Annotated in this window: 21 protein-coding genes and 1 pseudogene; 10 read left to right on the top strand and 12 right to left on the bottom strand. The window is 47.1% G+C overall.

What is annotated here, in order from left to right; translation table 11 throughout:
* Positions 1-39: 39 nt before the first annotated feature.
* A complete protein-coding gene (locus tag GKZ89_RS09390) occupies positions 40-822 on the top strand; it encodes a MerR family transcriptional regulator (protein WP_162356644.1) in 783 nt (260 codons plus the stop codon).
* A pseudogene (locus GKZ89_RS09385) lies at positions 806-2,550 on the top strand (ABC transporter ATP-binding protein). Before GKZ89_RS09390 ends, GKZ89_RS09385 begins: the two are co-directional and overlap by 17 nt.
* A gap of 28 nt (positions 2,551-2,578) precedes the next feature.
* On the opposite strand, the gene GKZ89_RS09380 reads toward GKZ89_RS09385, so the two are convergent.
* The 6 genes from GKZ89_RS09380 to GKZ89_RS09355 all read right to left on the bottom strand — a co-directional run bounded on the left by GKZ89_RS09380 (position 2,579) and on the right by GKZ89_RS09355 (position 7,349).
* Positions 2,579-3,316 (bottom strand): YqcI/YcgG family protein, encoded by a 738-nt coding sequence (locus tag GKZ89_RS09380; protein ID WP_155112146.1) that lies wholly within the window; start codon positions 3,314-3,316, stop codon positions 2,579-2,581.
* 251 nt (positions 3,317-3,567) lie between these two features.
* A complete protein-coding gene (locus GKZ89_RS09375; protein WP_155112145.1) occupies positions 3,568-4,803 on the bottom strand; it encodes a cation:proton antiporter in 1,236 nt (411 codons plus the stop codon).
* 7 nt (positions 4,804-4,810) lie between these two features.
* Positions 4,811-5,308: a cation:proton antiporter regulatory subunit gene (locus GKZ89_RS09370; protein ID WP_155112144.1), complete on the bottom strand. Its 498-nt coding sequence runs from the start codon at positions 5,306-5,308 to the stop codon at positions 4,811-4,813.
* Between the two features lie 14 nt (positions 5,309-5,322).
* The gene (locus GKZ89_RS09365) at positions 5,323-5,553 is read right to left on the bottom strand and encodes an AbrB/MazE/SpoVT family DNA-binding domain-containing protein (RefSeq protein ID WP_155112143.1); all 231 of its coding nucleotides are present in this window, start codon (positions 5,551-5,553) and stop codon (positions 5,323-5,325) included.
* 159 nt (positions 5,554-5,712) lie between these two features.
* The gene (locus GKZ89_RS09360) at positions 5,713-6,906 is read right to left on the bottom strand and encodes an MFS transporter (RefSeq protein WP_155112142.1); all 1,194 of its coding nucleotides are present in this window, start codon (positions 6,904-6,906) and stop codon (positions 5,713-5,715) included.
* 35 nt (positions 6,907-6,941) lie between these two features.
* On the bottom strand, positions 6,942-7,349 hold the full coding sequence (locus GKZ89_RS09355) for a MarR family winged helix-turn-helix transcriptional regulator (RefSeq protein ID WP_155112141.1): 408 nt from the start codon (positions 7,347-7,349) through the stop codon (positions 6,942-6,944).
* Between the two features lie 227 nt (positions 7,350-7,576).
* On the opposite strand from GKZ89_RS09355, the gene GKZ89_RS09350 reads away from it, so the two are divergent.
* On the top strand, positions 7,577-8,191 hold the full coding sequence (locus tag GKZ89_RS09350) for a cell wall hydrolase (protein WP_155112140.1): 615 nt from the start codon (positions 7,577-7,579) through the stop codon (positions 8,189-8,191).
* A 47-nt stretch (positions 8,192-8,238) separates the two neighbouring features.
* Here the strand turns inward: GKZ89_RS09350 and GKZ89_RS09345 are convergent, their stop codons facing one another.
* On the bottom strand, positions 8,239-8,424 hold the full coding sequence (locus tag GKZ89_RS09345) for a hypothetical protein (RefSeq protein ID WP_155112139.1): 186 nt from the start codon (positions 8,422-8,424) through the stop codon (positions 8,239-8,241).
* Between the two features lie 202 nt (positions 8,425-8,626).
* Here GKZ89_RS09345 and GKZ89_RS09340 point away from each other — a divergent pair, with 202 nt between their 5' ends.
* Entirely contained in the window at positions 8,627-9,913 is a 1,287-nt protein-coding gene (locus GKZ89_RS09340) for an ATP-binding protein (RefSeq protein ID WP_155112138.1), read from the top strand.
* A 44-nt stretch (positions 9,914-9,957) separates the two neighbouring features.
* On the opposite strand, the gene GKZ89_RS09335 is transcribed toward GKZ89_RS09340, so the two are convergent.
* From GKZ89_RS09335 to GKZ89_RS09325, 3 genes are read right to left on the bottom strand one after another with little or no spacing between them, the layout of a single operon-like run.
* The gene (locus GKZ89_RS09335; protein WP_155112137.1) at positions 9,958-10,272 is read right to left on the bottom strand and encodes a DMT family transporter; all 315 of its coding nucleotides are present in this window, start codon (positions 10,270-10,272) and stop codon (positions 9,958-9,960) included.
* Positions 10,272-10,607, bottom strand: a complete 336-nt coding sequence (locus GKZ89_RS09330; RefSeq protein ID WP_155112136.1) for a DMT family transporter — start codon at positions 10,605-10,607, stop codon at positions 10,272-10,274. Before GKZ89_RS09330 ends, GKZ89_RS09335 begins: the two co-directional genes overlap by 1 nt.
* Positions 10,608-10,611: 4 nt before the next feature.
* On the bottom strand, positions 10,612-11,178 hold the full coding sequence (locus GKZ89_RS09325; RefSeq protein WP_155112135.1) for a TetR/AcrR family transcriptional regulator: 567 nt from the start codon (positions 11,176-11,178) through the stop codon (positions 10,612-10,614).
* A 146-nt stretch (positions 11,179-11,324) separates the two neighbouring features.
* Here GKZ89_RS09325 and GKZ89_RS09320 point away from each other — a divergent pair, with 146 nt between their 5' ends.
* Complete coding sequence (locus GKZ89_RS09320; RefSeq protein ID WP_155112134.1) at positions 11,325-12,494, top strand: DEAD/DEAH box helicase; 1,170 nt, start codon at positions 11,325-11,327, stop codon at positions 12,492-12,494.
* Positions 12,495-12,762: 268 nt separating this feature from the next.
* Here the strand turns inward: GKZ89_RS09320 and GKZ89_RS09315 are convergent, their stop codons facing one another.
* Positions 12,763-12,903 (bottom strand): hypothetical protein, encoded by a 141-nt coding sequence (locus GKZ89_RS09315; RefSeq protein ID WP_155112133.1) that lies wholly within the window; start codon positions 12,901-12,903, stop codon positions 12,763-12,765.
* 173 nt (positions 12,904-13,076) lie between these two features.
* On the opposite strand from GKZ89_RS09315, the gene GKZ89_RS09310 reads away from it, so the two are divergent.
* The 4 genes from GKZ89_RS09310 (at position 13,077) to GKZ89_RS09295 (ending at position 18,780) form a co-directional block, all read left to right on the top strand.
* Positions 13,077-15,242, top strand: a complete 2,166-nt coding sequence (locus GKZ89_RS09310) for a DNA topoisomerase III (RefSeq protein ID WP_155112132.1) — start codon at positions 13,077-13,079, stop codon at positions 15,240-15,242.
* 21 nt (positions 15,243-15,263) lie between these two features.
* Complete coding sequence (locus GKZ89_RS09305) at positions 15,264-17,156, top strand: ABC-F family ATP-binding cassette domain-containing protein (protein WP_155112131.1); 1,893 nt, start codon at positions 15,264-15,266, stop codon at positions 17,154-17,156.
* Between the two features lie 219 nt (positions 17,157-17,375).
* Positions 17,376-18,035, top strand: coding sequence for a cobalamin B12-binding domain-containing protein (locus tag GKZ89_RS09300; RefSeq protein WP_155112130.1), 660 nt, complete (start codon positions 17,376-17,378; stop codon positions 18,033-18,035).
* Positions 18,025-18,780, top strand: coding sequence for an STAS domain-containing protein (locus GKZ89_RS09295; RefSeq protein WP_155112129.1), 756 nt, complete (start codon positions 18,025-18,027; stop codon positions 18,778-18,780). Before GKZ89_RS09300 ends, GKZ89_RS09295 begins: the two co-directional genes overlap by 11 nt.
* Before the next feature lie 42 nt (positions 18,781-18,822).
* Here GKZ89_RS09295 and GKZ89_RS09290 read toward each other — a convergent pair whose 3' ends face one another.
* Complete coding sequence (locus tag GKZ89_RS09290) at positions 18,823-19,284, bottom strand: hypothetical protein (RefSeq protein WP_155112128.1); 462 nt, start codon at positions 19,282-19,284, stop codon at positions 18,823-18,825.
* 127 nt (positions 19,285-19,411) lie between these two features.
* Between GKZ89_RS09290 and GKZ89_RS09285 the strand changes: the two genes are divergently transcribed.
* Positions 19,412-20,929: a cryptochrome/photolyase family protein gene (locus GKZ89_RS09285; protein ID WP_155112127.1), complete on the top strand. Its 1,518-nt coding sequence runs from the start codon at positions 19,412-19,414 to the stop codon at positions 20,927-20,929.
* Positions 20,930-21,000 lie beyond the last annotated feature (71 nt).

The raw sequence follows: 21,000 nt of genomic DNA, 5'->3' as shown, positions 1-21,000 counted from the left end.
GCGTCAGTTTGTATAATGAAATCAAAGGAGTGGAGCGACATGAATGAACAGCTGTTTACCATTGGACAATTCGCAGAAAAAACGGGAGTTACCATAAGGACGCTCCGATATTATGACAAAGAAGAGCTGCTGAAACCAAGTTACATAAGCGATTCAAGACGCCGGTTTTATAAAGACAGGGACATGGTCCGGCTTCAGCAGATTCTTGCCTTTAAATTCCTGGATTACAGCCTCGATCAGATCAAGGAGCTGCTGGTGGACAAACCGGAGGAAATCAAAGCCTCCCTCATGGTTCAGCGGGAGATGATGAAAAAGAAGCAGGCTCATCTCGAGAGGGTCATCCTCTCACTCGATCATGCTGCAGGGATGATTGAAGAAGGAAAGGAGCTTGATCTGCAGATTTTATCCTTTGTCATAGACAGCATTCAAAATGAGGAAATGTATCTGGAGTGGATGAAGGAGCATCTGCCGGAAAAATACACACGAAAAGTTGAAGGTATTTCAGAAGGAGAACGGTTTGATCATCACAAAAAATCAGCCTTCCTGTTTCAATCCCTAAAGGAAGCATTGAAAGTCCATACACCTGATTCTCCCGAGGTGCAGAAGCTAACGGCCGAATGCATTAAATTGATCTCAGACATTCTTGGAGAAGAGGGTCTTCTGACGGACCCGGCAGCTTTGGAGATCCATTCCGGCAAGCTGGACGATTCCATTTTCCCGGCCGCTTCTCCCTTCAGTGAAAGAGAAGAGCAGCTGCTTGGGCAAGCATTTGAGCACTATTATGAGGCAAAAGGAGAAAAGAACAATGAAAAAAAAAGCTGAAGACCGCCAGTTGAGAGCCTTTTTAAAATTACTTAAAACACACAAACCCCCTTTATGGCTCGCGGCACTGGTTTTAGGGTTGAGTATCATTGAAACGGCAGCAGGTCTCGTTGTGCCGATTTTTACGAAACAGCTTGTAGATGCAGCAGGCGGTGCTGTATTTGAGCCAGGTATGATCCTCCTGCTTGTCGGTGCATTTCTTCTGCAGTCCGTTGGAGGCGGATTCTCCTATTATATGCTGATGTATATAGGAGAGGCGATCGTAAAGGGAATCCGCAGTGATCTGTGGGAACACGTCCTGAAGCTGCCCGTTTCATACTTTGACCGCCATCAATCAGGCGAAACGATGAGCCGGATCACCCAGGATACGAATACGATCAAAACCCTGATCACCAACCATCTCGTTGCTTTATCACAGGAATCATCAGCATCGCAGGATCCGTGATTCTTCTGTTTATGCTGGACTGGAAAATGACGGCGATAATGCTCTCTGTCATTCCGCTCTCTATGCTCCTGCTTTGGCCGATGGGTGCGAAAACCTATAAAATCTCTAAACAGACGCAGGATGGAATGGCCTCATTCAGTGCAGACCTTGGAAGGGTGCTGGGGGAGGTCAGGCTTGTAAAGGCATACAGCGGTGAGGAGCTGGAAAAGCAAAAGGGGATATCCGCTATCCGGCACCTTTTTGGGCTCGGACTGAAGGAAGCGAAAATCCAGGCTATTGTCACACCGTTCATGACCACCATTATGATGATTGTACTCGTCATTTTGATTGGCTATGGAGGGGTAAGGGTATCGGCAGGTGATTTATCAGCTGGAACTCTCGTAGCGATCATTATTTATGTCTTCCAGATTATTGTTCCCTTTACTCAGCTCGCTTCCTTTTTTACCGCATTCCAAAAAGCGATGGGGGCGACTGGCCGGATTCAGGATCTGCTTAAACTGGATCAGGAAGAAAAAGGAACGCATGAAACGGCCGTTTTGCAGAAGGAGCTATCCTTTGAGAACATCTCCTTCGGGTATTCAAAGGATAAACCCATCCTGTCCGGCATTACATTCACATTGCAGCCAAACCAGTCTATAGCCCTTGTCGGACCAAGCGGAGGAGGAAAGACGACGATTTTTTCTCTGATCGAACGGTTTTATCAGCCGGTATCCGGCACCATCAAAATCGGGGATAAAGATATACGGAGCCTGGATTTAAGGAGCTGGAGAAAGCAGATCGGCTATGTGTCCCAGGACAGCCCGGTGATGTCTGGTTCCATACGGGATAACATCTGCTATGGTCTTGAAAGAGAGGTTTCAGATGAAGAGGTGGCACAGGCGGCGATAAAAGCCAACGCCGATGCGTTCATTAGAAAAATGCCGGACGGCTATGACACAGAGGTCGGAGAGCGGGGCGTGAAACTGTCGGGAGGACAGCGGCAGCGGATCGCCATCGCGAGGGCCATCCTGAAAAATCCTTCGTTGCTGCTGCTGGATGAAGCAACCTCCAATCTGGACAGTGAATCAGAGGTTCTTGTTCAGCAGGCCTTAAAGAACCTGATGAAAGGGAGGACGACGTTCATCATTGCGCATCGTCTGTCAACGGTTGTGGATGCCGACCAGATTCTTGTCCTTGAAAATGGAAGGCTGTCCGGTCGTGGAACACATGAAGAGCTTCTGGCCTGCAACCCCCTATACCGGAAACTGGCTGTTAAGCAGCTGCAGCTGGAGGAAGCGAATTAAATCAAATCAGACCGGCTGCTAAGCCGGTCTATTCCTTTTTAGCCGGATGCAAATGTGCAAACGGACATTTGCCGGCAGGCTGCTGATCATCACTCAGAAAATATTGCTTCCATTCGAAATTCTCGTCTGAACCATATGAATTCAAATCCGGGTGTATGCTGATTGAATCATATTTTTGAATCCGCTCCCTGATGGATTCTTTCATTTTCCTGGCCCGTTCTTCTGCTTCATTGAAGCGGTCCAGCACCCAACGCGGAGTAATCGCCCATATAAAATATGGGGAATGCCGTGTTTGCCGTCTTTGATGGGCGGGCGTCCCGCAGTACATAAAATACTGTTCACCCTCAAAGCAATATTCCCACAGATGATGTTCAGGGTCCTTTGGAATGTGTTCAGGCCATTCAGCCCCGTCAAGCCGGTTCAGCTGCTGCAGCGCATCCCAGAACAGTGTCCGGTAGTCCTCTGTCTCATAATGAGGATAATCGGTGTTAAAAAAGCAGATCAGGGAGGTATACGGACCGAAATCCCTGGATAGCCGGCCATATTGCTTTAATGCAGCTGCTGTCTTAATCAGTGTGCCTTCCTGCTTTGGATCATTGAAAAAAGCATACCTGAAATGGTGGAGTTTATGTCCGATCGTTGCCGGAATGCAAGGGAACAAATCCGTTCCGCTGCTCAGCTTTCCGGAAAATCGAACAAAGGCATCCCTTTGCCAATCCTCCAATCCCGGCGTTTCCGATTCAATTTCTTCTCTGTTGTACAGCATGCATTCTCCTCCTTCTTTTATAACGTATTAAAAGAAGGGAAGACGGGTGAATGTCCTCTGTTTCAATTTTGAAAGAATGTTGGATGAGTGCAAAAAAAGACGGTCTGTAAAATCAGATGAAACTGACTTTACAGACCGTCTGCTTTCCACAGCACACTGAAAGGGCTGTTTTCACTACAGAGGATGAATGTTAAACCACCCTTTAGAAAGGGCGGGTTTAACATTAAAGTGTGCGTCATCCTTTCAAAAAATCACTCACTATTCTGCGTTAGCGCGCGCTCCTTAGCTTTTTCCTTCGGTTTTTTCCATTTGAACACTTTGTTCAATGCATTGTAAATGTGTTTGGATTCCTTTGTGAGCAGCGGTCCAAGGATCGCCAGGATCAAAACATACAATGCGGAAAACGGCTGGAGGATCTGCATCAAGCCTCCGGACAATCCGAGGTTGGCCATAATGATGGAAAATTCCCCTCTTGAAACAATGGTAAGCCCAATGTTAGCCGAGGCTTTGTGGGATAAGCCTGCACGCCTTCCTGCAATCATTCCGGCAATGAAATTTCCTAGAATGGTGATGATAACAGCACCAAGGGCCAGCCATACTGCTCCGCCAAGGGTAAATGGATCAATGCTGAGTCCGAATCCAAAGAAGAAGATGGCCCCGAAGAAGTCACGGAAAGGAATAACGAGCTTCTCAATTCGCTCCCCCTGGTTGGTTTCCGAGAATACCAGCCCAAGCAGCAGCGCGCCGATCGCTTCGGCAACATGAATGGTCTCCGAGAAACCGGCAATAAAGAACAGGGAAGCAAATACGACGATGATGAAGATTTCATCAGATTTGATATTGAGCAGTTTGTTTAACAGGGGGGTGGCTTTTCTTGCGATGATGAAGAAAGCCAGCATATAGCCCAGGGCAATCAGCACGGATAAAATAGTGCCGCCGATCGAAGTGGAGTCTCCGAGAATCAATCCGGAAACGATAGAAAGGTAAACGGCCAGAAAAATGTCTTCAAACATAATGATGCCAAGAATGAGCTCCGTTTCTTTATTTCCTGTGCGCCGCAGGTCAACGAGCACTTTTGCCACTATCGCACTGGAAGAGATGGTGATAATTCCGGCAATGATCAGGATTTCTAAGATCGGAAAGCCCATAACCCAAGCGTAGAGGAAGCCAAGTGCAAAGTTGATGGAAATGTAAATGCTTCCTCCGGCTACAATCGATTTTCCTGATTTTATGAGTTTTCCGACCGAGAATTCCAGACCGAGATAGAAGAGAAGGAAGAGGATCCCGATTCTTCCGAGGAATTCAATAAATTCCGCACTTTCGATAAAACGCAGGCTGATGACACCGAATTCCGGTGCATGTGGCCCGACAAGCATCCCTACGATAATCAGAAAAGGGATGATAGAAAAGTTTAATTTGTGCGCAAGTACCGCAGCAAATGCTACGAGCAATAACGCGGTTCCGACTTCAAAGACCAAATGATCCATCGATACGTTATCCCCCTTTGCCAGTCAGCAGATCCTGAATAATGTTCTTCATGTCTTTTCTCTCACCTGAAAGAACAAGGGTATCGCCGGCTTCAATGACATAGTCCGGACCAGGCGTAAGCTGCTTCGTTTTATTTTTCTTGATAATCGCAATAATCGTGATGCTGTAGTTGCTCCTTACATCAATTTCACCGATGGACTGGTTGACAGCAGGTGCATGTTTTTCTACTTTGAACCACTCGATAATCAGGTCATCAAATGCAAGCTCCATGTGCTCCATCGCTTTCGGCTTATAAGCCATGCCGCCGAGGATGGCTGCGATCTGGCGTGCTTCCGCATCATTCATCGTAATGTTGGAGATGCTTTCCTCATGGTCGTCATCATCATAGTGATACACTTCCCGGCGGCCGTCATCATGAACAATCACAACGATCTTGTCATTATTATCCGTTACCGCTTCAAATTTTCTGCCAATCCCCGGCAAATCGCCCTCTCTGATTTCCATTCGTAAAACTCCTTTCATTTTTCCTCATTTAAGTGGGTTTTTGCTTTACGCATGAGCTGCTTAAATTTTTCATCGCTGACGATATCCTGGATGTTATGAAGAGATTCGAGATCTGCCTTCGTCATAATCACGAGTCCATCCTCTTCGATGAATGCCACCCGTTCACCTTCATGAAGGTCCAGAGTCTCGCGGACATGTTTCGGAATCGTAATTTGCCCTTTAGAGCTCAACTTGGAAAATTCCATTGTTCATTCTCCTTGTTTTCCTGTTTTTCTTGGAATTCCTTACTTTCCTTACTTTCAGTATATCAGAAGTCTGCTGCCTTATCCAATGAAACGCCTGGAAAAATAGGCAGCTGATTTTCAGTCCAACAAAAAAACCCCCGCGGGGGTTTTTTCCTCTGTTTATGAAAGATGTTCCTTCGCAACAAGGTTATTTTGTTTTTTCCGGATCACGGCTGTGAAAATCAATAAGGTCACAAGGATCAGGATGGAGGCAGAGAAATACAGACTCGCATATCCAAGGTCCGCAGCCAGAATTCCAAGAATGTACGAACCGCCCGCAATCCCGATATCAAAGAAGGTAAAGAAGGTTGAAGTGGCATGTCCGCTTCTTGCAGGAGGCGCTTTTTGAATGGAAAGCGTCTGAAAGCATGGCACGAGCGAGCCATAGCCGAGGCCGATCAATGCACCTGAGAAAAGTAGCATCCATGCACTGTCAGTAAAGCTGAGCATCATCATGCCAGCTGCAAAAATGATAAATGAGGGGATCATCACAATCGCAGGACCCCGCCGGTCGAACAGCCTCCCGACAAACGGACGGGAAAGCAGCATAACGACGGCAAATACAACAAAGAAGTAGCTTGCCGCCTGAGCAAGTCCCAGGCTTTTCGCATAAATGGAAATAAAGGAAATGATGCCGGAATAAGAGAAGGCAACAAGACCGCCAATCAGTGCGAAGGGCACGACGCTTCTTTCCAGTAGATCAGAAGCTGAAAATTTTCTTGCAGGAGCGGGTGTTGTATCCTGCTTGACCTCAATCAGGAAGCTGAAAAGAACGCCAGCTGCAGAAAGCACAGAGAACACGATGAACAGAACGGAAAAGGTTGTGAACTGCAGCATGGTCAGTGCAAGAAACGGACCGAAGACGACAGCGAGATTCATAGACATCGCATGATACCCGAGCCCTTCCCCGCGCCGCTCTTTTGGAATGATATCCGCTGCAATCGCCCCTGTAGCCGTGGTGATGACACTAAACCAGATGCCGTGGATAAACCGGACGATGAGCAGACCGGTAAACTGGTCGACCCACATGTACACAACGGTGGTCAGCATAAAAAGAATCATGCCAATAATCAGGCACAGTTTTTTGCCGTACCTCTCCAGAAGCCTTCCCCATACCGGCCTCACAAGAATCGCCGACAGCATAAACACGGTAATAACGAGACCTGCTTCAGCGTTCGTTTTACCCAGATCCTCCACTACATAAATAGGGAGCGCAGTGAGCAGGGCGTAAAAGGTAAGAAAAATAAAAAAGTTAATCAAGAAATTACTGATAAAGCTCTTCGTCCATATGGGAGCTTTTGATGTTTCCGTCATGCTGGACCTCCTATATCTTAAAAAGTTTGCCTGCTTTATATCCTGATTTTCTGAAGCAGGTCAGAAAGTATTTCGCGGTCGCTGCCGGATAGCTCTGAGAGAATCTCTTCTTCAAAATCTGTCATTTGCTCCTTTATAACAACGAGCTTATCCTCTGCAGCCGGGGTAAGGTTTACAATCTTCTCCCGTTTGTCAGCACCGCATTCCCGAGTTACCCAGCCTCCTTCTTCAAGCCTGGCAACTGTCCTTGTTACAGTAGGTGCTTCAACATTTAAATAACGCCAGATCTCCGTCTGTGACATCGGTCCGAAGCGCATAAGACAATATAAAATCGACCATTGGGAGCTGAAGATTCCATGCTCCTGAAGCCGGGTGTTGGATTCCTTCGTCAAATACCGGACTACTTGATGAAGATTATGGATAATGCTGCTAGAATCCTCCATTTTCTCACCTCTTTTATTTACCTAAGTAAGTATTCTACGCCTGGTTTGGGCGAAAATCAACCAAATAAGCCGAATTAGTGTGTAAAAGATAAAAATGATAGGGTTCAGCAGGTGAGAGATGGATAGATTGGCTCTCATCCTCTATCAGGGGAAGTATTATCCTTTGAAACCATATTTTTTTTCTGTTAGGGTTGTTTAGGAGCAAACACAAAGGGAGGAAAACGAATATGAAAGCCAAAGGTCTAGTATTATCGTCAAGCCTTGCGATTGGAGCTCTTACTTTTGCAGGACAAGCACAATCAGCAAGTGCTGAAAGCTATAAAGTTCAGCAAGGTGATACGTTTTATAACTTAGGAAAAGAATACGGAGTTTCCATAGATGCATTGCAGCAAGCGAATGACCGCAGTGACTATATGATTTATGCCGGCGAGACACTTGAAATCCCTGTTGCCGGAGAAAAGGAAGTTAAGGGCTCGAGCCAGGCAGTCTCTGAAGAGGACAAAGAGTTAATGGCTCGTCTTGTAGAGGCAGAGGCCAAAGGTGAGTCCTATGAAGGGAAAGTTGCGGTAGCAACCGTCGTAATGAACAGGGTGGAAAGTGATCAATTCCCTGATTCCGTAAGAGATGTAATCTACGAAAGCGGACAATTTTCACCGGTAGCCAATGGATCGATCAACAATCCTGCCAGCCAGGAATCCAAAGATGCGGTAAATGAGGCCATCTCCTATTCCAGCATCAGCAAGGGAGCACTCTACTTCTATAACCCTGATAAATCAGGATCAGGATTCCTTGAAGGAAAAGAAGTAACCACGACAATAGGCGACCACGTTTTTGCAAAATAAAACGATGAAAAAGGAGCGGATCCCAAGAGATCCGCTCCTTTTTTTTACTATGCGCTAACGGTATTAATCAGGACCAGCACGGCACCGGCGAGAGCACCTATTCCGATTCCGTACAACAGCCATGCCATCCGCTTGTTGCCGCGCGGAGCATTTTTTATGCGGAGAACGGTAACAAGCCGAAAGGTCATCAATAGAAACGCCGCAACGGCAAAAAGAATGATTCCATTATTCATTACAATGCCCTCCATGCTTTGCTAGTCATGTATTACCCCAAAAGTCTGTCTCTCAAAATCCATTCTACTCTGAATGCGGCATTGTGACAAAAGGAAGATACCGGAAAGGGAAGCCTTCTATACAATTACCAGCAGAATTGTTACAAAATCCGCTTTATTTTCGTTACAATGAGGATAGAATCTAAGATTAGGTGGATAGAAGATGCAACCCTCCCAAAAAATTGCCCTGCGCATCGCACTGATCTATTTGATCATCGGAGCCGTATGGATATTTGCGACAGATTATTTATTTTTATTGCTTGCCAAACAAGATCTTACATTATATAACTTTTTCCAGCATTACAAAGGCTGGATCTTCATTGCTGTGACGAGCAGTGCTCTGTACATTCTCGTTCACAGAAACACTAGCCGGCTTTTTTATTCAAAAAAACAGCTTGAAATCAAAGAGACAGAGCTGCAGACAAGCAACGAGCATTACCGCTCTCTTTTTCACCATAATCCTGACGGCGTCTTTGAATTGGACCTGGAAGGCAGGCTGATGGCTCTTAATCCGGTAGGAGAGTACATCATCGGTATTAAAGAATCAAAAATTCGGGAAAGAAGCGCACTCGAATTCATCGTCCCATCCGAATGGAAGAAAGCGGGAGAGCTGTTTGGAAAAGTGGTGTCCCGCGAGCCGCAGAAATTTGAAATCACGGTCAGGAACAAACTGAATCAGGAACGGATCCTGCGCTGTTCGCTCCTGCCGATTATGATCAATGATGAAATTAAAGGAGTTTTCGGAATCGGTAGGGACATCACTGAATTCCGAGCCAGCGAGGAACTGATGATCACAACTGAAAAAATGTCGATCATCGGTGAACTGGCTGCTTCTGTTGCGCATGAAATACGCAATCCGTTAACGTCCCTAAAGGGATTCGTCCAGTTAATGTCATCCACGAAAACGGTAGATGCAAGCCATCTGGAGATCATGATGTCTGAAATTGACAGAATCAACATGATATCCGGAGAAATGCTCGCTCTCGGAAAAAAACAGGACGTTCATTTCCGGATGGAAGATGCCGTATCAATCATGAGCCACGTCAATCTTCTGCTCCAAGGAGAAGCAAACATGAAAAATGTCAGGATTTCCTTTCGGGACAATCAGCTGCCGCTTCCGATCCTGTGCGACCAGAATCAAATCAAGCAAGTGTTCCTGAACTTAATCAAAAACGCGATCGAAGCCATGACAGAAGCCGGCCTCATCATGATAACAATGGAAAAAACCCGGAAAAAAGTCCGGGTTGTGATTGAGGATAATGGAATCGGCATGGAGCAGGAGCGGCTCGATAAACTGGGTGAACCGTTCTACTCGACGAAAGAAAAAGGAACGGGCCTCGGACTGGCCGTATGCTTCAGCATTATCAAGCGCCATAAAGGAACAATCCGTTTTGAGAGCGCTGTGGGAGAAGGGACGACAGCTATAGTGGAGTTTCCGGCGGCTGAATAGACCGCCAATCAAAAAAGCTGCTCCCGGTAAGGGAGCAGCTTTTCCTATGAGACGAGCTTTAATCCAATTGTTGCACTCAGAATCAGAGCGATAAAGAAAATTCTTTTCCAGTCCTTGGATTCTCCGTACAGGATCATACCAAGTATCGCTCCCCCAGCAGCACCGATTCCTGTCCAGATGGAATACGCGGTACCCATGGGCAAGGTCTGCATGGAGGCAGAGAGCAGCGTAAAACTCGTTCCAAGCGCCACCGCAAGCAGAAGGAAGTTGATGAAACTCTGCTTTTTCGCCACGCGGTTCAGCATAAGTACCCCCAGCATTTCAAAAATACCTGCAGCGATTACATAAAACCAAGCCATTATGCTTTCTCTCCTTCCGGATCCTTCGTTACAGCTTTCAAGCCAATAACTCCTGCAAGAAGTACGCCGATGAGCACAAGTTTGGCCGGCTCCACTGGAACACCGAAGAAAATGATTTCAGAAATAATCGTCCCGGCTGAACCGAGTCCTACGAACACAGCATAAACCGTCCCGACAGGAAGTTTCGTACTTGCCAGGATCATCACTCCAAAACTCACAATGATCCCAATGATGGTCCCCGTCCATGTCAGAACATCATCTGCATGCTTTAACCCTGCTACCCAGCCTACTTCAAATACAGAAGCAATAATTACATATAACCAGTAACGATTCATACGCCTACTCCTCCTTTATCTTTAATATCCCCTTCCAAAAAATGTTGAAGGATGCATTCATTCGATTAACTTGACGATCTTTGCTGCCGTAAAGCATTTCCACGAAAAGGCTATCCAGAACCCCAAGATAGGCTAATGCCGCTTCTTTTGGATCTGCCTGTATGGAAGAGCGTTCAAAAAGTTCAGTTAAAGTCTCCTCCAGTGTATCGAGATGACGATATACAGGAATCATCACTTCATCATAAAGGTGGGCAGGCGGGAAAAAAGCCATTCTCAGCCAAAAGCGGGTGGCTGGGTCTTGTTCATATTTCTCCAAGTAGTCTTTTAAATACGAAGAAAGAAGCTCCTTGAGAGGCTTGTTTTCCATGAGCCGCTTTTTTGCCTGAACCAGTTCACGGCTGAAGACATCTTCAACAGTTTTCAAAAACAGCTCATCCTTGCTTTTATAGTGTGAATAAATGGACTGTTTTTTAATCCCCGCTTGATCTGCAATCAGCGAAAGGGACGCTCCTTCATAGCCGTGCTCAGCAAAAATGAGAAGTGCTTTTTCCTTAAGTTCCTCAGAAGTCATCGATTTCACTCTCCCTTACGAACGTTCGTAAGTTATTGTAGCACGCAGCTGTCCCCGGGTCAAATGGGAGGTGCCGTGGCATTTCAGATGGAAAAATGCTATGATTTACACTGTTCATACTAACTAAACGAAAAGGTGTTGAAGGAATGTCACAGGAAACAGGATTTATACAAACATTCCAGCCGTTCATCCAGGAAGCCTGGACACGCGCGGCCTATCAAGCTCCAACAACTGTACAAGCCCAATCGGTCCAGCCGATTATGGAAAATAAAGATGTACTTGCCAAATCTCCGACTGGAAGCGGAAAGACTCTCGCCTATCTGCTCCCGGTGCTGCAGAGGCTGAACGCAGCCGGCAAACAGCCGCAAGCCGTCATCATGGCCTCTTCCCATGAACTCGTCATGCAAATTCACTCCGTCATCCAGGAATGGACGAAAGGCAGCGAACTGAGAACCGCCTCCTTCATCGGCGGAGCGAACCCGAAAAGACAGCTGGAAAAATTGAAGAAGAATCCTCATATCGTAAGCGGTACACCAGGAAAACTTCTCGAGCTGATCAAAATGAAGAAGCTGAAAATGCATGAAGTCAAAACAATCGTTCTGGATGAAGGAGATCAGCTTCTTGTTCCGGAGCACATGAAAACAATTGAAGAAGTGATAAAAAGCACACAGCGCGACCGCCAGCTGCTTCTCTATTCAGCAACCCTTGCTGTTAAAACAGAAGAGCTCGCATCTGCGCTAATGAACGAACCGGTTACCATTCAAGTCGACCGCGAACAGGCGATCAAAGCAGAAGTGCGCCATGTCTATATTGTCAGCGAACAGCGCGACAAGCTGAGGGCCCTTGAAAAAATCATGAGAGCCGCTCCAGTCAAAACACTGGCCTTCATTAAAGACATCGGCAGTGCCAACGTCGCTGCGGAAAAACTGGCTTATAACCGCATGCCGGTCAGCCTCCTGCACAGCGAAAGCGGAAAAACCGACCGTGAAGCAGCGCTGCGGAAATTCCGCAAAGGCGACGTCCAGCTGCTCCTCGCAACCGACGTCGCGGCAAGAGGACTCGACATCCAGGACCTTGAACAAGTCGTCCACCTTGATTTCCCGGAAAGCATCGACCAATTCGTCCACCGCTCCGGCCGCACAGGCAGACTCGGATCCACCGCAAGCGGAACCGTCATCTCCCTCGTCAGCGAACGCGAAGAGCGCGAACTCAAACAATACGCCGGCAAACTCGGCCTCACCCTCGAGCGCCGCATCCTCTTCGGCGGAGAAATCTTGACTGAAGAAGACAGGAATCGGAATGGACGGAGAAGGTAAAGAGTGAGAGAACCCCTTTTAGTTTTGGGGTTCTTTTTTTGTTTTGAGGGTGGGTTTGGGGAGTTTTAGGATAGGTTTAGGGTAGAAGGTTTAAGACATGTACAGGTCTGGTTCAGCGGGGTCCCTCACTCTGCTAAAGCACAAAAGCTCAGGCACCGTTTCTGCAAACCCTTGCCGCACATGGGTTTGCAGACTCGTCCCTCTGTCCCCCGCTGCGTTAAAGCAGAAGGGGACTGGCACCGTGCCAGTCCCCACATTCTCTACCGAACTAAAGCTCGGGGACCGCCACCCCAATCCCTTCTGCCCCAAGGGTTTCCCGCTTCAAGTCTCTGTCCCCACATGCTTTAAAGCAGAGCGGGACTGACCCCGCCCTCAGTTCACTGTCTCTCCGCCCAAAGTACTCCGCCACCCTACCACCCTCCACCCCACCCCCATTCCTTGCACCTCCCCCAATTTCTGATAAACTGTAAGAAGGCTATTTATTCGTGCAGAGACCGGCAGAAGCGGGTGTTTTGCAGCAGGATTTTGAAAGACAAACAGCGGCGGAGATGGTCCGCGTGTATATAAAGGAAGGATGTTTACATGAGTAAGACAGTGGTTTTAGCAGAAAAGCCGTCAGTGGCACGGGATATTGCCCGCGTTCTGAAAGCTGAGCGGAAGGGCAATGGGTATCTTGAGGGCAGCCGGTATATCGTGACATGGGCGCTCGGCCATTTGGTGACGCTGGCGGATCCGGAGATGTATGACCAGAAGTATAAATCATGGGATTTGAATGAGCTGCCGATTATGCCGGATCAGCTGAAGCTGACGGTGATCAAGCAGAGCAGCAAGCAGTTTCATGCGGTGAAGGCGCTGCTGAACCGCGGCGACGTAACAGATATTGTAATTGCAACGGATGCCGGGCGTGAGGGGGAGCTTGTGGCACGCTGGATTTTGGAGAAGGCGAAGGTCAGCAAGCCGCTGAAGCGACTGTGGATCTCATCTGTTACAGACCAGGCGATCCGTCAAGGGTTCCAGAACCTGAAGGATGGAGGAGAATATGAATTTCTTTATCACTCAGCGGTTGCGCGGTCTGAGGCAGACTGGTTTGTCGGAATTAACGCGACCCGCGCTCTTACGACAAAGTTCAATGCCCAGCTTTCATGTGGACGTGTTCAGACCCCGACCCTTGCAATGATTGCAAAAAGAGAAGAGGAAATCGCTGAATTCAAGCCGAAAAAATTCTATGGAATCAGCGCTTCCGCCGGAAACGGTTTGAAGCTCGCGTGGCGCAGCGGCCGGACGAATGAGACGAGAATGTTTGATAAAGGTGAGGCGGACAGTCTGCTCGCTAAACTGCAGGGCAAGCAGGGCTTCATTAAAGAGGTCAAAAGAACAAAAAAGAAGAGTTTTGCACCGGCACTTTATGATCTGACAGAACTCCAGCGCGATGCATATAAACGCTTTGAGTATTCTGCCAAGCAGACATTGTCCATCATGCAGAAGCTGTATGAGCAGCATAAAGCGGTAACGTATCCGCGTACAGATTCCAGGTTTTTGTCCTCTGACATGACGGCTACGTTAAAGGACCGCGTAAAGGCAGTAGAGATTAAGCCGTATGCACCATATGCCATGTCGATTTTGAAAAAAGGCATTAAGACGAGCAAGGCGTTCGTTGATGATTCGAAGGTTTCCGATCACCATGCGATCATCCCGACAGAGGAAACGCCGCTGCTATCCTCTTTAACAAGCCAGGAACGGAATATTTACGACTTAATCGTAAGAAGGTTCCTTGCCGTCCTGTCCGAACCTTATGAATACGAGCAGACCTCAATTACAGCAGACATCGGAGGCGAGGTTTTCACGGCTAAAGGAAACCGCGTGCTTTCCCTTGGCTGGAAGGAAGCAGCCGGTAAAGACCCTGAAGAGGAAGCTGCATCGGATGTTCCTCTTGTAAAAGAAGGCGAGGCTTTTCAGCCGAAGCTGATCGAGACAGAAGGGGAAACGAAGCCGCCTGAACGGTTTAATGAAGGAACGCTGCTTTCCGCGATGGAAAATCCGGCGAAATTCATGGCCGGCGAGGATCAGGACCTGATCAAAACCATCGGTGAGACTGGCGGGCTCGGGACGGTCGCGACCCGCGCGGACATTATTGAGAAGCTATTCAGTTCCTTTGTCATCGAAAAACAAGGAAAGCATATTAAAGTAACGTCCAAAGGAAAGCAGCTTCTCGGACTTGTGCCGGAGGAACTGAAGTCACCTGTACTGACGGCGGAATGGGAGCAAAAACTTGCGGCGATCGCAAAAGGAAAGCTTCCGAAGGACCGGTTTATCTCCGAAATGAAAGCATATGCCGGCCAGGTTGTAACAGACATCAAGAACAGCGGCCAGAAATTCAAGCATGATAATGTAACAGGGACAAAATGTCCGGATTGCGGCAAGCTCATGCTTGAGGTAAAAGGGAAAAAAGGAAAGATGCTCGTCTGCCAGGACCGCGAGTGCGGAAACCGGAAAAACATCTCCAAGACGACGAATGCCCGCTGTCCAAAGTGCCATAAGCGTCTTGAGCTGAGAGGCGAAGGGGAAGGGCAGATGTTTACCTGTGTGTGCGGACACCGTGAAAAGTTATCAACCTTCAATGAGCGCCGCAAAAAAGAGAAGAGCCATAATGTATCTAAAAAAGAAGTAGCAAACTATATGAAGAAACAAGATGATGATTTTTCAAATAATGCTTTAGCGGACGCTCTTGCGAAGCTTAAGCTTAAATAAAAACAGAGGCTGGTCAATCTTATGAGCATGCTCACAGTAGAAAATTTGTATAAAACTTATGGGGAAAAGGTGCTCTTTGATCACCTTTCCTTTTCCATTTCCGAAAAACACCGAATCGGGCTGATCGGGGTGAACGGAACGGGCAAATCCACCTTGCTTAAATATCTGGCAGGCGCGGAGTCAGCGGAATCAGGCAAAATGATTCATGCCAACGCTTTTCACATTGAATACCTGCCGCAGGCCCCTGCGCTTAACGAAGATCTGACGGTTCTTGACCAGATTTACTTTGGGGATGCAGCGGTCATGCGTGGAATGAGAGACTATGAAAAGGCGCTGGCAGAGCTTGAAGAAAACCCTGCTGATGAGAAAAAGCAGGCAGCCCTAATCGCCATGCAGCAAAAAGTGGATGAGCTGAACGCATGGGATGCGATTACCACTGCGAAAACGGTGCTGACCCGATTGGGGATCACAAGCTTTTCTAAAAAAATCCGCGAGCTTTCCGGCGGTCAGGCAAAGCGGGTGGCGATTGCGAAAGCGTTAATCCAGCCGGCCGATCTGCTGATTCTCGATGAGCCAACCAACCATCTCGACCAGGATACAATCGAGTGGCTGGAAGCTTTTCTTTCCCAGTATAAAGGTGCATTTATCGTCGTGACCCATGACCGGTATTTCCTGAACCGGGTTACAAATCAGATTTTTGAGCTGGATAAAGGAAAGCTTTACCTCTATGAAGGAAACTATGAAATGTTTCTTGAGAAAAAAGCGGAGCGCGAAGAGCAGGAACTTCAAAGCGAGGCGAAGCACCAAAACACTCTGAGGCGCGAGCTCGCATGGCTCCGACGAGGGGCAAAGGCGAGAACGACGAAACAGAAGGCCCGGATTCAGCGTGTTGAAGAAATGAAGGAACAGAAATTCGACACATCAAAATCAGGTCTTCAGTTTGCCCTCGGCAGCACAAGGCTCGGGAAAAAAGTAATCGAGTTGACCGATGTCGGGAAGAGTTTTGAAGGCCGTCAGCTGATCCGGGATTTCAGCTATCTGGTCGTACCCGGTGACCGTCTCGGCCTGATCGGGCCGAACGGAAGCGGGAAAACGACCCTGCTGAATATGCTGGCAGGCAAACTGCAGCCAGACAGCGGGACCATTGAGACAGGGGAAACAGTTAAAATCGGCTATTATACACAAGATCATTCCGACATGGATGAGGATTTGCGGATGATCGATTACATTAAGGAAACTGCTGAAGTAGTGTATACATCTGATGGAACCTCCATAACGGCTGAGCAAATGCTGGAACGTTTCCTGTTCCCGCGTTCCATGCAGTACACCTACATCCGGAAGCTTTCCGGAGGGGAGCGGAGAAGGCTGTACCTGCTGAACGTATTGATGCAGGAGCCGAACGTTCTTTTTCTCGATGAGCCGACGAATGATCTGGATACCCAGACATTGGGGGTTCTAGAGGAGTATTTGGATGTCTTTCCGGGAGTGGTCATTACCGTTTCCCATGACCGCTACTTCCTTGACCGCGTTATCGATCAGCTGTTTATATTCAAAAGCAGCGGAGAGATCGAGAAATTCTACGGCAACTATACCGAGTATACAGATGAACGGAAGAAGCAGGTGCCGGCTAAGAAGGAAGCGAAGCCTGCTGAAGTGCCGGTGAAGGAAACGCGGAAAAAACTGTCCTACAAAGAACAGCAGGAATGGAATGGACTTGAAGACAAAATTGCAGCATTAGAAGGAAAACTTGAGGAACTGCAGGCCGGTATTGACAGCGCAGGCAGTGATTTCGGGAAAATCCAGAAGCTGATGGAGGAACAAAGACTGACAGAGGAAACGCTCGAGCATTCCATGGAACGATGGACAGAACTGTCACTCATTCTGGAAGAAATCGAACAATCCAAATCTCGTTAAAGAGCAGGTACCCTGGAATGCAGCAGAGCATTTCAGGGGTTTTTTTAGTCGAAATCTGTGCTTTTTCAACCAAATTACGATCTCTGACATTCATTTTTCTGAAAAAAATGATATGATTATATATCAGGTAAGATAATATTACCAGCCCTAATTGTTCGTACTTTACAAGAAAAGATGGTAGGGTAGAAAGCATATAACCTACCGGCAAGGGGTGAAAGAATGAATACTCCTCAAAAATTTGCATGGATGCTTTTAGATGGAGATCATGAATCCGCATGGGATTTGATTCAGCGGCAAATGGATAATGGTGCAGGAACCGTTCAAATATTTGAAGATCTGATTACGGAAGCAATGAGATACGTGGGTGTACTGTGGGAGAACAACGAAGTCACAGTGGCGGATGAACATTTGGCCACCTCAACGTGTGACTATCTCCTGACAAAGTACCAATATTATGTGAGAGAACGAATTCCGCACGAGAACAGCCGGAAAAAAGCAATGTTTCTATGTGTACAGGACGAGGACCATTTTATCGGCTTGAAGCTCGTCCATATTCTTTTTGAAGAAAACGGATGGGAAACGAAATTCATGGGGCCGAACCTTCCACTTGAATATGCGTTGTCTGCCGCGAAAAAATGGCAGCCTGAGGTGATTGGGCTTTCTTTTAGCCTGAGTTACCGCGCAAGCGTCCTGAAAAACTACATTGAGGAATTTGAAGGATTAGAATCGGCTCCATCTGTTTTGCTTGGAGGCCGTCTTTTGGCAACCAGCGATTTCAGAAAATACGGTTCAGAAAAGACATGTTTTGTTCCATCGCTTACCCAGCTCGTTGATTGGTTTGATCTAGTCCGCTCCGGAGGAGAACGAATTGTTAAATAGCAAATATCTTCCAGTTCCGTTTTTTTTAATAAACAAAAGGTTTCAAATCCTAGAGTATTCAGATGAAGCGGGAAGTCTGTTTGCATGCTCAAAGGATACTTCCATCCTGGATCTTGCAGATGAAGACAGCAGGGGGAAGGCGGAAAAATTTCTGTCAGGTGATGGCAAAAAAGTGACAGAGCTCGCGATGCATCCTGCTAAGGGGCCTTTATCAACTTTTAAGCTGACCATCAGGTGGGACGGCAATGAAGGACACCTCATCTGTGAACCGCAGGATACCCATATGGAAAAGCTTTTAAATAAAGTAAGCCAGCAGCAAAAAAGGCTGGCTGAAACAGATTTGGAGCTGTTTTTTCAAAAAGAAGCCCTGGAGAAATCTCTCGATAAAATCACAGAGCTGTCCGGACCAGCAATATCGCTCACATCTAAATTAGTGCTTATCCCGTTATTCGGAAACCTCGATGAAAATCTGATCATAAAAAACAGGAAGAGACTGCTGGACAGTCTCTTCGCGAAGCATTTTGAACATGCCATCCTCGACTTTCACGGGATTGGCTCTCTTACCTCAGATGGACTGGTGGAGCTTGGAAAATTAACAGCAGAATTCAGGCTGCTTGGAGTGGAGCCTGTGTTTACCGGTCTGACTCCATCGCACGTGAAAGCGATGAACCAGTCGGGCGCTGATCTTGACGTCCCTTCTGTCAGCACACTGCCAAAAGCCATTCAAGCCTTCCTTTCCAAATAGATCTCATAATACCCGCCCGGGAGAGCCCCGGGCTTTTATCATTTAATCGAATTTCTCCCACTCCAGCACGATTCCATGCGAAGAGGCAAGCTTCTCCAATTTCTCCTCGAACTGTCCGGCAAGCGTAACAGATTCTGATGCCTGTTCCGCAAATTTCTCCCCGTCCGCCTGATTGTTTTTCTCAAGTTTCATCAGTTCATAATAGCTGTTTAAAGAATCCATATAAGTCTTATGCAGTCCTTGCAGATCCCGCGCTTGAGGCTTGTAGCCGCCCACTTTTTCAATAAATGCCGGATAGTGCCTGTACGCTTTGTTCAGGATCTCATCATACTCCTCTTTTGGAAAGGCAGCATCATGATAGGCGGCTTCATAGTCTTTAATAATTTCATATTCTTCGGCGTTCCACTCACTGATTTTTTCTATGTAGGCACTGACATCCTTCTGTCCGGAGCTGCATGCAGCAAGCACCGTCAGAAGAAATAAGGCCAGCCAAACTTTTTTCATGTTTCCACCCTCCCGGCTTTTTTATTTTATTTTATTGCACGTGCTGAGTAAAGAATGTGTTGAATTTGTTTACGGAGTCAATCCGGCAGGAATGAGATAAGAAGGGAAAAGAAGGGAGCTCCGGAAAATGAAAACCGTCTGGATATTTGGCCATCAGCTGTCCATAAAACTGAAAGGAATTCAGGAGATGGACAGGGAAAAGGATATGATCCTTCTAATCGAAGCAAAGTCCCGCTCGCAGTGGCAGCATTATCACAAACAGAAACTGGTCCTTTTATTTTCAGCGATGCGTCACTTTGCTGAGGAATTAAAGGAAAAGGGATATCAAGTGGATTACCGGAAGTGTGATTCCTTTGAGGAAGGATGGGAAGAACACGTAAAAGAGCATCATCCTGAGGAAGCTTGTCTACATTTGCCTGCAGATTACCGGATGAGAAAAAAACTGAAAAAGTGGAAAAAGGATCAGGACATCAACGTGGATTTTCTGGAGGAAGATGCCCTGTTCCTGACAAGGGAAGAGGAGTGGGATACTTTCCTGCCGGACGGTGAAGAGTGGAAGCTTGATCCAGTGTACCGCAAACTGCGAAAAAATTTCGGCATTCTCATGGACGGCTCAGAGCCTGCAGGAGGCAAGTGGAGCTTTGACCAGGATAATCGTAAACCTCCAAAACAAGGACTTGAGTTTAAAAATCCGAAAACCTATCGGGTCGATTCCATCACACAAAAGGTAATGGGAGAGGTCGAAGATCAATATGGAGAAAACATCGGATCTCTCGAGTCTTTTCAATGGCCGGTTACACGCCGGAAAGCAAGGGAAGCTCTCCGTCATTTTATTCAGCATCGCCTGGAAACATTCGGTGATTACCAGGATGCCATGATGGAAGAAGAGCCCTTCATGTCACACTCTCTTATATCTGGAGCCTTGAATATCGGTCTCCTCCATCCGCAGGAAGTGCTCGAGAAAGCTGAAAAAGCGTACCGGGATGGCGATGCCCCGCTCGCAGCCGTCGAAGGATTCATCCGCCAGGTGCTGGGGTGGAGAGAATATATGAGAGGGGTGTATTTGCGGAAGATGCCTGGCTATGCAAAGGTCAACGCCCTCGATCACCAGCTTCCGATTCCCGATTTTTACTGGAGTGCTGACACCAAAATGAATTGCATCCATCAATCAGTCCAAAGTGTTATTGAACATGGCTACAACCACCATATTCAGCGTCTCATGGTGCTTGGCAACTTTGCAGCACTGGCTGGAATCAAGCCTTCCGATGTTTCAGACTGGTTCAATGAAGTGTATATTGATGCTTACGACTGGGTCGTCCTGCCGAACGTCCTTGGAATGGCCTTATACGCTGATGAAGGCCTGATTTCAACAAAGCCCTACGTATCTTCTGGAAATTACATCAATAAGATGAGCAACTACTGCAGCAGCTGCCATTATAACGTGAAAAACAAAACCGGCGAAAACGCCTGTCCGTTCAACTCGCTCTATTACGATTACCTGGACCGCCATGAAGAAAAACTATCCTCCAACAGCCGGATGAAATTCAATTACAAGAACCTTGGAAAGTTAAGCAAAAACAGTAAAAAGGAAATTTTGGAGAGAGCCAAAGAAGTCAAGGAACTTATGAAAAAAGGAGAATTATGATAAAGAAAAAGCAGGGAAACATCGTTTCCCTGCTTTTAAAGTTCCTAACGATTTCCGGGAAAACCTTTCCC

It is taken from the genome of Metabacillus mangrovi (assembly GCF_009711125.1).
Lineage (GTDB): Bacteria > Bacillota > Bacilli > Bacillales > Bacillaceae > Metabacillus_B > Metabacillus_B mangrovi.
This window is presented reverse-complemented; position numbering and strand designations above follow the sequence as displayed.